We start from the raw sequence: 13,711 nt of genomic DNA on the forward strand, positions 1-13,711 counted from the left end.
AAACACGCCACAATGATTGTTCATTGACGTTAATGAGGTTCAGCAGGGTGTACGATTTCATCATTATCGGTGGCGGTATTCTGGGTACGTCCACAGCAATGCAGCTGCAACAACGCTATCCGGACAAACGGGTTCTGCTACTGGAAAAAGAATCCGGCCCGGCTCAGCATCAGACAGGTCACAACAGTGGGGTGATCCATGCCGGTGTCTACTACACCCCGGGTAGTCTGAAAGCGCGTTTTTGCCTTGAAGGCAATCGGCGCATGAAAGCTTTCTGTGATGAACACCAGGTAGAGTATAACGTTTGTGGCAAATTGCTGGTTGCTACCAATGACCTGGAAATGCAGCGTATGCAGGCGCTCTGGGAAAGAACAGAGGCTAATGGCCTGGAACGTGAATGGTTGTCAGCCGGTGCTCTACGCGAACGTGAACCCAATATAACCGGACTCGGCGCGATTTTTGTGCCCTCCAGCGGTATCGTGAATTATGCCCAGGTAACCCAGGCAATGGCACAGGTGTTTCAGCAACTAGGAGGCGAGATACGCTATGATCATAGTGTGAATGCCTTACTGGAAACTGATCAGGAAGTGCGGGTTTCCACCGAGCAGGAAACCTTTACCACGCGTTACCTGATCAGTTGCTCCGGCCTGATGGCAGATAGGGTAGTACGCATGCTGGGTCTGAAACCTGACTTCACCATCTGCCCGTTCCGGGGAGAGTACTACCTGTTACCAGAGCAGCATAACCAGATCGTCAATCATCTGATCTATCCGATTCCCGATCCCTCCATGCCGTTTCTCGGTGTACACCTGACCCGCATGATCGATGGCACCACCACAGTAGGACCCAATGCGGTACTGGCACTGAAGCGGGAAGGTTATCGGAAAAGCGATATTTCAGCAGCTGATATGCTGCAGATGTTCACCAACCCCGGCATTCTTAAAGTGTTGGCCAAAAATCTGCGTCCTGGTCTGGTGGAGATGAAAAACTCGCTGTTCAAATCAGCCTATCTTGAAGAAGTGCGCAAATACTGCCCGAATATTACCCAGGCCGATCTGCAACCCTATCCTGCGGGTGTGCGTGCACAGGCCGTTAGCCGTGATGGCAAACTGATTGATGATTTTCTGTTTATTAATACCCGCCGCACAGTGAATGTCTGCAATGCACCATCGCCTGCGGCCACGTCTTCCTTGCCAATTGGCGAGCATATTCTTGAGCAGGTGGATAAACTGATCGAAAACTAGAAACTCAATAGCGGTAGCGTTTCGCTCACCCAGTCGGGGAGCGCATCAGCTGGCATAGGACGGGCAATGCCATAACCCTGTGCCAACTCACACCCCAATGCCAACATTTTGCGGCAATGCGCTGGTGTTTCAACACCCTCAGCGATGACACGCAGGTTAAAGGCCGCCGCCAGACTAAGAATACCCTGAATAATGGAAAGATCATCGGTCTCAGTGAGCATGTCACGTACAAAACTCTGATCAATTTTCAAACACTCAATCGGTAAGCGTTTAAGATAGGCCAGCGAAGAGTAACCTGTTCCAAAATCATCCAATGAAAAACTGACACCCAACCGGCGACAGTCCAACATGATCTGAGTGACCTGTTCGATATCGCTCAGTGCACTGGTTTCCAGTATCTCCAGCTCAACATCCTCTGCATTGACTCTGGGGTGAGCCGCCAAAGCAGATTGCATAAACAGGCTAAAGTTATCCAACTGTATCTGCTGAGCTGCAACGTTGATACTTAACGGACAATCAAAACCCTGTTGTTTCCACGTTTGCATCTGCATCAATGCCGTGTTGATCACCCATTCACCCAGCTTGATACCCAGCTCATGTCCTTCTGTAACTGGCAGAAATATTCCCGGAGATAACAGGCCCAGCTGTGGATGCTGCCAGCGAACCAAGACTTCTGCCCCCTCAAGTGTAAGGGTACGCATATTGATTTTTGGCTGATAATAGAGAACAAACTCTTCACGCTCTAAACCTTCAGCAATCGATTGTCTGGCTCGTTGCTTTTTACATATTTCATCTTCCAGTTGAATATCAAAGAACTGGAAACGGTTCTTACCTGCCTGTTTAGCCAGATACATCGCCTGATCAGCATGCCGAATTAATTGATCCGGATCCGACTCATCCAGGGGATAGAGAGTAACGCCAATACTGGCAGATACTTTTAAGCTATGCCCATCCAGGATAACTGGCGATGAAGCCGCTTCCAATAAACGTTCCATCAGCAGCTCACAATCATCCATGACATTAATATTGCCTAATACGGCAATAAACTCATCTCCACCAATACGTGCCAGAGTGTCATCTTCACGTAAGCAGGATTGCATCGATTGCGCCAACTGTTTGAGCAACAGATCACCCATATTATGGCCATGGGTATCATTGATGTGTTTGAAGCCATCCAGATCCAAATAGGCTACGGCCACCAGATGATTATGACGACGGCTCATGTTCAGCATTTGGTTAAGTCGGTCAGCCAGTAAAGTACGATTGGGCAAACTCGTTAGTGCATCAAAGTGTGCCAGTTGTTTCAGTTCCTGCTGAACGGCTTTCAATGCGGTTAAATCGACATCAACACAATAAAGTTCTTTCTGACCCACTGAGGTGGTGTGCATAACATGACTGGAAAAGACTCTGAGACGAGAACCGTCCTTACGTTGCAAAGTCAGCTCGCCTGAGGGGATCTCTTCATTACCCTGTAGCCAGGATACAATCGCTGCTTTAACCTCACTGCGATCTTCTGATGGAATAATCAGATTTTCCAGTTGTTGGCCTAAAGCTTCTTCCAGTGTATAGCCATAAAGCTGCTCACTGGCTTTGTTCCATAAAAACACACGTCGGTTGGCGTCATAACCCTGTACAGCAATGGCAGGTATCTTCTCAAATATATAGCGCAATCGTGCTTCACTGGCCTTCAACATATCTGTAGCACGTTTGTGCTCCAACGCATGGGTAAAGATGTCACCCACAATCCGTAACAGATAAATGTCATCATCCGACCAGATGCGTTTTTGATTAACCGCATCCAGACCAATAAAACCTACCAGACGGGTATTAGAAATCATCGGGACTGATAGCATGGACTGAATAGACTGACTAACCAACAGCTCCTTATCGGCGAAAGCTTTGCCAGTAAGCTGCGCTACATCAGGGAAATTAACTATCTGCTTGGATTTGATCAACTGAGCTGTCAAATAACGATCACTCAACGGCATATTTTGAAGTATTGCCTTTTGGGGCTTAATACCTGGTGCACACCATTCATGGGTATTGTCTGCATGGGTTTCTTCCCATATTTGGAACAAATAGCAACGATCTGCGCGGGTAAAATCAGCAATCAACTGTAACGAGTTCTCAATTTCTGTGTCCAGGTCCTGATAGGTACACACAACCACGGCTGAAGAGATGCGGCTAATCAGATGCTCCAGCTCATAACGCTGATTCAGTAATTGAATTGCCGTATCTTTATCCATTCTAATACCACTACATAGGTTCTATTTGTGTTTCAAAGTATAGTCGCTATATGTCGTTATCAAACTATACGGTTGAGAGCCAGATTAAGATGCATAAATTGCCCTGATGACAAGATCGGCAACACAAAGTCTATGCACTAGGGTATTCTGATAATCTGTGTATGAAAACTCATCGGGAGCCTAAAGGGACAAGCGTAGTTTATGAAGGATCAAAAAAAAGCCGTGTTTTTTGCCCTGGGTGCTGTGGCCTGCTGGTCAACTGTTGCAAGTGCTTTTAAGTTGTCTCTCAACTATTTTTCACCGGCGCAATTACTGCTTATAGCAACCCTTACCTCTGTATTGCTAATGCTGGGTATCCTCTCATTTCAGGGCAAACTGAAATACTTACTGCCCACTTTCGGCAAGCGCCCGTACTTTTTTTTACTGGCCGGTTTTATGAACCCGGCGCTCTATTATCTGGTGTTGTTCCAGGCCTACGACCGTCTTCCGGCTCAACAGGCACAAACCCTCAACTACACTTGGGCTATCACCCTAACGCTACTGGCGGTGCCTTTTCTGGGCCAACGTATCCGCCGTCAGGATTGGCTGGCCATCATACTGGGTTATTTCGGTGCACTGGTTATAGCGACCAAGGGGGATTTACTAAGCCTGAATTTCGATGATCCAACAGGTGTCGCACTGGCTTTACTATCTACTGTGATATGGGCTGGCTACTGGATACTGAACACCCGCAACTCATCCGATCCAATTATTTCTCTGGCGTTAAGTTTTATACTGGCTTTTCCAATGATTCTGCTCGCCACCGCCATCTGGTCTGATTTTCAGATGACTGCATGGCAAGGCTGGCTGGGCGCCATCTATGTGGGCATTTTTGAGATGGGTATTGCCTTTGTCATGTGGTTGATGGCAATGCGCTATGCTGAAAACACCGCCAGAATATCCAACCTGATCTTTATTTCCCCCTTTGCTTCTCTGATTTTTCTGCGCTTTCTGGTGGGCGAACAGATCTATGCTGCAACGCTGGTTGGTCTGGTGATGATAGTGATTGCATTACTGATTCAACAGATCAAAAAATCAACACCTTGAATTATCAGATAAAATCGAACTTATATGCGGTTATTAACCAAGACTGCAGCTGTTTTTTACACATTATAAACAGAGTTATCCACAGATTTTTTGATCTAAGTACTGTTGAAAGCCGTAATTCAGTCTTAACTCTTAAACATCGATGTGACTATGAAAGAACTGCGACTGATTCTGGGTGATCAATTAAATGCGGCACATAGCTGGTATAAACACCAGGATGATCAGGTCATTTTCCTTATTGCTGAATTGGCGCAGGAAACCCATTATGTTGTCCATCATGTGCAGAAGATCACCGGCTTTTTTGCCGCTATGCAGCAGTTTGCCCAGGCTTTACAACTGGCGGGCCATCAGGTTGACTACCTGACCCTGGATGATACAGCCCAATTCAAGGATCTGCCCGAGCTACTTAGCAATCGTATAGCCCTGCATGCTATTACCCAGTTTAGTTATCAAGCGCCTGATGAATACCGCTTGGATCAACAACTGAGTCGCTTTACAGAGTCATTAAACATTCCAGCTACAATGGTTGATACAGAGCATTTTTTAACCTCGAGAGATGCCTGGAACAGCTTACCGCACAGCCGCATGGAGTTTTTTTACCGGCATTTACGTAAGACCTATAATGTTTTAATGGATAGTGAAGGAAAACCCCTGGGAGGACGCTGGAACTTCGATAGCGAAAACCGTAATCGATTACCGGACAAGACCAACATACCTGAGCCCTTGCTATTCAGTGAAGATGTATCTGCTATCCATGCACGATTGCAACGCCACCGGGTTAAAACGCTGGGAAGCCTGGACCCGCATAACTTTATCTGGCCAATTAACCGCCAACAGGCGCGTCAGCTATTGCAGCATTTTTTACACCAGTGTTTAAGCCACTTCGGTCAGTACCAGGATGCCATGACCGAACGGGGCTGGAGCCTGTTTCACAGTCGACTGTCATTTTGCCTGAATACAAAAATGCTGCATCCGATGGAAGTTATTCGTGCCGCTGAAAACTACTGGCAAACACACCAGTCAGATATATCACTGGCACAAATAGAGGGTTTTATTCGCCAAATACTGGGCTGGCGGGAATATGTACGAGCACTCTATTGGGCGCACATGCCTGATTATGCCAACAACAACTATTTATCAGCCGAACGGGACCTGCCTGATTTTTACTGGACAGGACAAACACACATGCGATGCATGGCCCATAGTATTACCCAGTCACTTGAACAAGCCTATGCACACCATATCCAACGCTTGATGGTCACTGGCAATTTTGCCCTGCTCGCCGGGCTCCATCCCGATGCCGTTGATCACTGGTACCTGGGCATCTATATGGATGCTATAGAGTGGGTTGAAATGCCCAATACCCGGGGAATGAGCTTGTTTGCCGATGCGGGCCTGATTGCCAGTAAACCCTATGCCGCTTCAGGTAACTATCTGAATAAAATGAGCCACTACTGTAAAAACTGCCACTATGATGTGAAACGTCGATCAGGATCGGGCAGTTGTCCATTCAACAGTCTTTATTGGCATTTTATCCATACACATGCCGATAAATTCAGCACCAACCCTCGTATGACTATGGTGTACCGAAACTGGCAAAAATTTAGTCAGGAAGAACAGCAATCTATTCTTATTACAGCCGAGAATAACCTGGAAAACATACACAAACTCTAATAAATCCAGTCGTGCCGTCTGATAATTTGGCCTATACTTTTGGCTTAGTTTATTAACCATATTTATGTCGGCTTTTAACAGCCTAATCGTGTCAAGGATGTGCCATGAGTCATGTATTGCATCGCAGCTTGCTTCAGAATTACCCCACCGCTGTAAAAGGAGATGGGGTCTACATTATTGATGCTGACAATAAACGTTACCTCGATGCCTGTGGCGGTGCCGCTGTCTCCTGCCTGGGTCACAGTGATGCAAGTGTGATAGAAGCAATAAAAAAACAGGTGGATTCTATCGCCTATGCGCACAGTTCTTTCTTCACCACGGAACCCATGGAGCAGTTGGCTGATTTTCTCGCTGAACGTGCACCCGGCTCACTCAATTCAGTGTATTTTGTTTCAGGCGGTTCAGAAGCAGTAGAGTCTGCACTGAAACTGGCGCGTCAGTATTATGTGGAAAAAGGCAACCTCAGCGTAAACACATTATTGCCCGACGCCAGAGTTACCATGGCAATACTCTGGGCGCCCTGGCCACCGGTGGTAACCTCTGGCGACGCCAGCAATTTGAACCCCTGTTGATTAATATCCATCACCTGAGCCCTTGTTATGCCTATCGCGAACAACTGAGTGACGAAACTGAAGCGAATTTTGCCCTACGCTTAGCCAACGAGTTGGAGCAGAAAATCGCTGAACTGGGTGGCGAAAACATTATGGCCTTTATTGCTGAACCCGTTGTCGGCGCAACAATGGGTGCGGTGCCAGCCGTTACTGATTACTTTAAACGCATGCGCGAAATCTGCAGCCGCCATGGGATTTTACTCATTGCTGATGAAGTGATGTGTGGTATGGGTCGCACCGGGGCTTTATTTGCCAGTGCTCAGGAAGGGATTGAACCTGATCTTATCTGTATTGCCAAAGGCTGGGTGCCGGTTATCAGCCTATCGGTGCCACCCTGGTGAGTGAAGACATCATTTCTACATTACGTAATGGCAGCGGATTTTTTCAGCATGGTCATACCTATATAGGTCATGCAACAGCCTGTGCCGCTGCTTGGCGGTTCAACAGCGAATTGAATCTGATCAACTACTTGAAAATGTAACCCTGATGGGTGAAAAACTTCATCAAGCCCTTGTACAAGCACTGGGTGATCACCCGAACATTGGCGATATTCGGGGACGCGGACTATTTCGTGGGATTGAACTGGTCAAAAACCGAGATACCAAGGAACCCTTTGATGCATCACTGAAACTGCATGCTAAAATCAAGGCCGAAGCCATGCAGCAGGGCTTGATGTGCTACCCCATGGGCGGAACCATCAATGGAAAAGATGGCGACCATATACTGCTGGCGCCAGCGTTTATTATTACCGAAGCACACATCACTGAAATAGTCGATAAACTGAGCCGATCTATCGATCAGGTAATGAAACAGGTTTAAGGAAAAACGATGCAATCACGCTTGACAGAACTAACACCCGAAAATACCACTACTGAGCAGCAACGTGTGCTCGACTCTATTCTGAATGGGCCCAGAGGCAATCTGGATGGCCCCTTTTTGGCTTGGGTACACAGTCCGGAGCTGGCTGATCACGCCCAGAAACTGGGTGCTTACTGCCGTTACCATAGCCGTATTCCATTAAGACTGAGTGAATTGGCTATTTTGACAACGGCGGCCTGCTGGCAATCTCAGGCAGAATGGCAGATACACGAACCTATTGCCCATCAGGCCGGTATAAGTTCTCAAATATCTGAAGCCATACGTACAGATAAAGAGCCTGTGTTTGCAGATGCGCAAGAGCAATTAGTGTATCAAATCACTCGAACTCTCTATAAAAGCAAACGTATTTCCGATTCTCTCTACCAGCAGGCCGTTGCTATTTTAGGTGAAGCTGCTTTGGTCGACCTGATCGGTATTCTTGGCTACTACAGCCTGGTGGCAATGACGCTGAATGTTTTCGAAGTACAGCGTGAAACTGATCAACCACTGCCCTTTGTACAACCCTGATATAAGCAGATACACAGCTAATAGTCAGCACCCTGAATACACAGGTTCAGGGTGCTTTTTACTAACGGATCATCGGATCTGTCAAAACCCCTTCATCCAGGTCTTCTGAACGACGCGGTGAATGGCCTTGCTGCATTGGATCTGTGCGTATATTTTCCAGCATACGATCACCACTTACAGCCACTGAACGTATCTGAATCCGAACACTTTGTGACTCACCCTCATCAAACAGCAGATTCATACTGAAGCGACTGCCGGCACGCAACCTTGAATTGATACCTTCCAGCAACAGATAAAGGTTGGTGTTATCCATATTAACCGGCACGCCACTGGGTAAAACTACATCACTGATATCCGTGATCTGAGCAGTGCCTTCAACATTTACCATACTTTGAATCACAACCTTATCCGCAATATCAGTAGTTACAGATAGCAACTTACGCTCTTTATTGGATAAGTTAGTAATTGTCATATAGACCGGAGCACGATCCAGTTCAGGAACAGCAAAATAGGGACTCCAGGCACTGTCTACATATATTTTTTCAGCTATTGCCTGAGCAGAAAAACTCAGACTGACCAGTAATATGGCCAAAAAACGATAAATACCCATCATTTTACCCTCCTTATCAGTTAGGGATAACCCCTACTAGGCATCAAGTGTAACCTAGTTTTCCACCGATCCCAAACCTATTTTAATCCCTTGTTTTTAGTGTATATGTGGATAAAACCACAGTTTAACCACAGGTTATTAGCATTATTACCACCAGTACAGTGATAAAAAATACTTATCCACTTTTAGCTGTGTGTAATATGTATAATTAACCCGTAACAACCTTGGCATAAAACTGTGTATAACTTCACCTGTGGATAAGCAGCTTGTTTATTCACAGGCCCTCAACATCTGCAACACACCCAAAACAGCCCTGAAGTAACAGAGTTAACCATAGTCTAATATCATGTAATATATAGAATTTATGTATTTTTACACAGAAAAATGGCTAGCTTACTATAAACACAACAATAAGCTTTTCTTCTTAAAAGACTTTATTTTATTAATATCAAAACACTTAATAGCATTGGTTATTTTTTGACCATTTCTTATCGGCGTTCAGAAGGCTATACTTAGCGCCCTGAAATAACCGCCTGCCTACCAGGCTCAAATTTTTAACGGTGATAACACATGCTGGATTACCCGGATCACTTTGATGTCATTGTCATAGGTGGTGGCCATGCCGGTACTGAAGCGGCTCTGGCCTCGGCACGTATGGGCGTAAAAACACTACTGCTGACCCATAACATCGAAACCCTGGGGCAGATGTCCTGTAACCCCGCAATTGGGGGAATAGGAAAAAGTCATTTGGTCAAAGAGATCGATGCTTTGGATGGTGCCATGGCGCGTGCCACGGACTTAGGTGGTATTCAGTTTCGTACATTGAATGCACGCAAAGGACCCGCTGTGCGTGCTACACGTGCCCAGGCTGACCGTATTCTTTACAAAGCCGCCATTCGTCATATTCTGGAAAATCAGCCCAACCTGCAGATTTTTCAGCAAGCCGCCGATGATCTGATCATGCAAGGTGACAGGATTGCCGGTGTAATCACTCAAAGCGGCATACGTTTTCAGGCAAAAACGGTGGTATTAACCGCAGGTACATTTCTTGGTGGTGTGATCCATATCGGTCTGGAAAACTATCAAGGGGGCCGCGCTGGTGATCCTCCCGCTGTTGCTCTGGCACGTCGTTTACGTGAAATGCCGTTTCGGGTTGAACGCTTAAAAACCGGAACCCCACCGCGTATTGATGCGCGTAGTGTCGATTTTTCAGTGATGCAGGAACAACCGGGTGATACCCCTACCCCGGTTATGTCGTATATGGGTAACCTGGCAGACCATCCGCAACAGGTAAGTTGTTATATCACCCATACCAATGCACAAACACATGAAATCATTCGTGGTGGATTAGATCGTTCACCTATGTACAGTGGTGTGATTGAAGGGATTGGCCCGAGGTACTGCCCTTCGATTGAAGATAAAATTCACCGCTTTGCCGATAAGGATCAGCATCAGATTTTTGTTGAACCGGAAGGCCTGACAACACATGAACTCTACCCCAATGGTATATCCACCAGCTTACCCTTTGATGTGCAACTGAATCTGGTACGTTCGATCAAGGGCTTTGAAAACGCGCACATCACCCGCCCCGGCTATGCCATAGAGTATGATTATTTTAATCCTCAGGATCTTAAGCACACCCTGGAAACCCGTTTTATATCCGGGCTGTATTTTGCCGGTCAGATCAATGGTACAACCGGGTATGAAGAAGCGGGTGCTCAAGGATTGTTGGCAGGGATGAATGCCGCGCTGCAAGTTCAGGAAAAAGCCCAGTGGTATCCTCGTCGCGATGAAGCCTATATCGGGGTGTTGGTCGATGATCTGATTACCCACGGTACCTCAGAACCCTATCGCATGTTTACCAGTCGTGCCGAGTATCGCCTGGTATTACGTGAAGATAATGCTGATATGCGTCTGACTGAAAAAGGTCGAGAGTTGGGATTGGTGTCTGATGAGCGTTGGCAGGCCTTTGAGCGCAAACGTGAAGCGGTTGAACAGGAAAAGCAGCGTCTTGAAACCACGTATATTCAGCCTAATTCACCTGAATCGGCTAAGTTGGCTGAAAAACTGACTACCCCTCTTAGCCGTGAATACAGTCTGGCTGATCTGATCCGTCGTCCAGAGTTAGGCTATGCCGATCTGTGTGAACTGCATGGTGAAGGTGTGGAAGATCCCGCCGTGGCTGAACAGGTGGAAGTGGCCTTTAAGTATGCCGGTTACATTGAGCGTCAGCGCAGTGAAATAGAGCAGATGCGCAAACAAGAGGATACGCCACTACCCGCTGATCTGGATTATTCACAAGTCGGAGGCTTATCCAATGAGCTACGCAGTAAACTGGAAGCGGTTAAACCGGTGAGTATTGCCCAGGTATCCCGCATTCAGGGGATGACCCCGGCTGCCGTCTCTCTGCTGCTGGTACATTTGAAAAAACGTCAGATGGCGGCAAAACAGGCTCGGACTGCAGCGCTATGAGTAGTTATCGTAATCAACTGGATAAAATATTTGTCCAGATGGGCATAGCGATCAGTGATGCTCAGGCCGATCAGTTAATTGCTTACCTTGAACTGCTGATCAAGTGGAACAAGGCTTACAACCTCACGGCTGTCAGATCACCTGAGGCCATGATCAGCCGGCATCTGGCCGATAGTCTGAGCATTCTGGCCCATGTCAGTGGTGATCGCATCATTGATGTTGGCAGTGGTCCGGGACTACCCGGCATTCCCCTGGCAATCTGTAAACCTGACTGTGAAGTAACTACGATTGACAGCAACGGCAAAAAAACCCGTTTTCAGCAACAGGTTAAAGCCGAACTGGGGTTGCACAATCTGACTGTGGTTCAAGGTCGCGTAGAAGCTTATCAACCGACACCTTTTGATGCGGTAATTTCCAGGGCTTTTGCCTCTGTGAATGACATGCTCGACTGGACGGCGCATCTTTGTGCTGACAAGGGTATTTTTCTTGCCATGAAAGGGCTGTATCCTGAGCAGGAAATCAGCACACTTCGTGAAGGGTTTAGTTTGCAGTCTACCCATGTTTTAACTGTTCCGGGGTGCGATGCTGAACGACATCTGCTGATACTAGGGAGAGCCTGACGGTGGCGAAGATTCTCACGATTACCAACCAGAAAGGTGGTGTCGGTAAAACCACAACCTGTGTAAACCTGGCGGCATCGCTGGCGGCGACCAAAAAACGGGTCTTGCTGATAGATCTTGATCCACAGGGCAATGCGACCATGGGAAGTGGAGTCGACAAGCATGAACTTGAGGGTTCATCTTATGAACTGCTGATTGGTGACATGACCGCTGAGCAGTGCATAGTCACAGGACTACCCTGTGGTTTCGATATTATTGGTGCCAATGGGGATCTTACTGCTGCCGAAGTGGAATTGCTGCAACTGCCACGACGTGAATTTCGTCTGAAAATGGCGCTGATGCCACTGCATGAACGTTACGATTATATTTTGCTGGATAATCCACCGTCACTGAATCTGCTGACCGTCAATGCGCTGTCAGCCTCTGCGGGCGTATTGATTCCGATGCAGTGTGAATACTATGCCCTGGAAGGCATCAGCGCATTGATCGGTACTATCGATAAAATACACAAACGTCTGAATCCTGAACTCAAGATTGAAGGCATACTGCGAACCATGTTTGATCCGCGTATGAGTCTGACCAAAGATGTCTCTGTACATCTGGTAGAGTACTTCGGTGACAAGGTTTATCGTACGGTAATTCCGCGAAATGTACGTTTGGCCGAAGCGCCGAGTCATGGTTTACCTGTATTGCAATATGATAAAAGCTCACGTGGCGCCTTGGCTTATTTAGCCTTGGCTGGAGAGTTAATCCGGCGTACCGAAGCGGAACTTAAACAGTCAACACAGCAACAACCTGACACACAGGAAGCCGAATAATGGTGGTGAAAAAGCGTGGTTTAGGAAGAGGCCTGGATGCCTTGTTATCCGGGATGTCAGACGATCAGCAATCGCCCCTGCATGAGGCAGCGGTACCCTTGTCTTCTCCAGGTGAACTGCAGCATATGGATCTTAACCGGATTGAACGGGGTCGTTATCAGCCGCGTCGGGATATGGAACCTCAGGCACTGGAAGAACTGGCTGAGTCGATTCGGGTACAAGGGGTAATGCAACCCATCGTGGTGCGCCCCATTGCCGATGGTAATTATGAAATCATTGCTGGTGAACGTCGTTGGCGTGCAACTCAAATGGCTGGGCTGAGCACTATACCGGTCATAATTCGTGATGTACCGGATGAAGCGGCCATTGCTATGGCGCTGATTGAGAACATCCAGCGCGAAAACCTCAATCCTATTGAAGAAGCCATGGCATTGAGTCGTTTACAAACCGAGTTTGAACTAACTCAGCAACAGGTGGCAGATGCGGTGGGTAAATCCCGATCGGCTATTGCTAATTTATTGCGTTTAATGAACCTTACCGATGACGTTAAGAAATTGCTCGAATACGGCGATTTAGAAATGGGGCATGCACGCGCCCTGTTGGCACTGGAAGCGGAGTTGCAGATAGAAGCGGCTGGTCAAGTGGTAGCAAAGGCCCTTTCCGTTAGAGAAACTGAGTTGCTGGTAAAAAAATTCCAGTCAGGTGAAATTCCAAAGAAATCAGCACCGCCAGTACAAAGTGAATCGTTAAAAGATATATCCAGCCAATTATCGCGCTTTTTTTCAGCGCCGGTGAAAGTCTCTTCCAGTGCTCAGGGTAAAGGAAAAATCAGCATAAGTTTCAACTCACAAGAGCAGCTTGATGCCATTTTGACGCAATTGGATAAATCGACTGATTAAACTATGTACAACTGTCGATTAGTAATACCTTAGTAATAGACAAGC

10 protein-coding genes and 1 pseudogene are annotated in these 13,711 nt (G+C 47.0%); 9 read left to right on the top strand and 2 right to left on the bottom strand.

Going from position 1 to position 13,711, the window contains the following annotated elements; all coding sequences use genetic code 11:
- Positions 1-47 precede the first annotated feature (47 nt).
- Positions 48-1,244, top strand: a complete 1,197-nt coding sequence (gene lhgO, locus LH51_RS05760) for an L-2-hydroxyglutarate oxidase (RefSeq protein WP_036520639.1) — start codon at positions 48-50, stop codon at positions 1,242-1,244.
- On the opposite strand, the gene LH51_RS05765 is transcribed toward lhgO, so the two are convergent.
- Entirely contained in the window at positions 1,241-3,490 is a 2,250-nt protein-coding gene (locus LH51_RS05765; protein WP_081960684.1) for a sensor domain-containing phosphodiesterase, read from the bottom strand. The two genes, lhgO and LH51_RS05765, sit on opposite strands and share 4 nt — an antisense overlap.
- A gap of 201 nt (positions 3,491-3,691) precedes the next feature.
- Here LH51_RS05765 and LH51_RS05770 point away from each other — a divergent pair, with 201 nt between their 5' ends.
- The 4 genes and pseudogenes from LH51_RS05770 (at position 3,692) to LH51_RS05785 (ending at position 8,247) form a co-directional block, all read left to right on the top strand.
- Positions 3,692-4,576 (top strand): DMT family transporter, encoded by an 885-nt coding sequence (locus LH51_RS05770; RefSeq protein WP_036520641.1) that lies wholly within the window; start codon positions 3,692-3,694, stop codon positions 4,574-4,576.
- A gap of 150 nt (positions 4,577-4,726) precedes the next feature.
- Complete coding sequence (locus LH51_RS05775; protein ID WP_036520684.1) at positions 4,727-6,250, top strand: cryptochrome/photolyase family protein; 1,524 nt, start codon at positions 4,727-4,729, stop codon at positions 6,248-6,250.
- 104 nt (positions 6,251-6,354) lie between these two features.
- Positions 6,355-7,680 (top strand): annotated as a pseudogene (locus LH51_RS05780) (aspartate aminotransferase family protein).
- 9 nt (positions 7,681-7,689) lie between these two features.
- The gene (locus LH51_RS05785; RefSeq protein ID WP_036520643.1) at positions 7,690-8,247 is read left to right on the top strand and encodes a carboxymuconolactone decarboxylase family protein; all 558 of its coding nucleotides are present in this window, start codon (positions 7,690-7,692) and stop codon (positions 8,245-8,247) included.
- Positions 8,248-8,308: 61 nt separating this feature from the next.
- Here the strand turns inward: LH51_RS05785 and LH51_RS05790 are convergent, their stop codons facing one another.
- Positions 8,309-8,860 carry a copper chaperone PCu(A)C gene (locus LH51_RS05790; protein ID WP_036520645.1) on the bottom strand — a complete coding sequence of 184 codons (552 nt, stop codon included), beginning with the start codon at positions 8,858-8,860 and terminating at the stop codon, positions 8,309-8,311.
- Between the two features lie 570 nt (positions 8,861-9,430).
- Here LH51_RS05790 and mnmG point away from each other — a divergent pair.
- Genes mnmG through LH51_RS05810 form a run of 4 tightly spaced genes read left to right on the top strand, consistent with a single transcriptional unit; the run spans position 9,431 to position 13,666 of the window.
- Complete coding sequence (mnmG, locus tag LH51_RS05795) at positions 9,431-11,329, top strand: tRNA uridine-5-carboxymethylaminomethyl(34) synthesis enzyme MnmG (RefSeq protein WP_144244190.1); 1,899 nt, start codon at positions 9,431-9,433, stop codon at positions 11,327-11,329.
- Entirely contained in the window at positions 11,326-11,949 is a 624-nt protein-coding gene (gene rsmG / locus LH51_RS05800; protein ID WP_036520649.1) for a 16S rRNA (guanine(527)-N(7))-methyltransferase RsmG, read from the top strand. Before mnmG ends, rsmG begins: the two co-directional genes overlap by 4 nt.
- Positions 11,950-11,951: 2 nt before the next feature.
- Positions 11,952-12,767, top strand: a complete 816-nt coding sequence (locus LH51_RS05805) for a ParA family protein (RefSeq protein ID WP_036520651.1) — start codon at positions 11,952-11,954, stop codon at positions 12,765-12,767.
- Complete coding sequence (locus LH51_RS05810; RefSeq protein WP_036520653.1) at positions 12,767-13,666, top strand: ParB/RepB/Spo0J family partition protein; 900 nt, start codon at positions 12,767-12,769, stop codon at positions 13,664-13,666. The genes LH51_RS05805 and LH51_RS05810 overlap by 1 nt, the downstream gene beginning before the upstream one ends.
- Positions 13,667-13,711 lie beyond the last annotated feature (45 nt).

Origin of the sequence: Nitrincola sp. A-D6, from assembly GCF_000764495.1 — a bacterium.
Lineage (GTDB): Bacteria > Pseudomonadota > Gammaproteobacteria > Pseudomonadales > Balneatricaceae > Nitrincola.

Coding starts and splice junctions, on each gene's coding strand:
- LH51_RS05765 (WP_081960684.1), bottom strand. CDS start 3,490: ATGGATAAAGATACGGCAATTCAATTACTGAATCAGCGTTATGAGCTG.
- LH51_RS05770 (WP_036520641.1), top strand. CDS start 3,692: ATGAAGGATCAAAAAAAAGCCGTGTTTTTTGCCCTGGGTGCTGTGGCC.
- LH51_RS05775 (WP_036520684.1), top strand. CDS start 4,727: ATGAAAGAACTGCGACTGATTCTGGGTGATCAATTAAATGCGGCACAT.
- LH51_RS05785 (WP_036520643.1), top strand. CDS start 7,690: ATGCAATCACGCTTGACAGAACTAACACCCGAAAATACCACTACTGAG.
- LH51_RS05790 (WP_036520645.1), bottom strand. CDS start 8,860: ATGATGGGTATTTATCGTTTTTTGGCCATATTACTGGTCAGTCTGAGT.
- rsmG (WP_036520649.1), top strand. CDS start 11,326: ATGAGTAGTTATCGTAATCAACTGGATAAAATATTTGTCCAGATGGGC.
- LH51_RS05810 (WP_036520653.1), top strand. CDS start 12,767: ATGGTGGTGAAAAAGCGTGGTTTAGGAAGAGGCCTGGATGCCTTGTTA.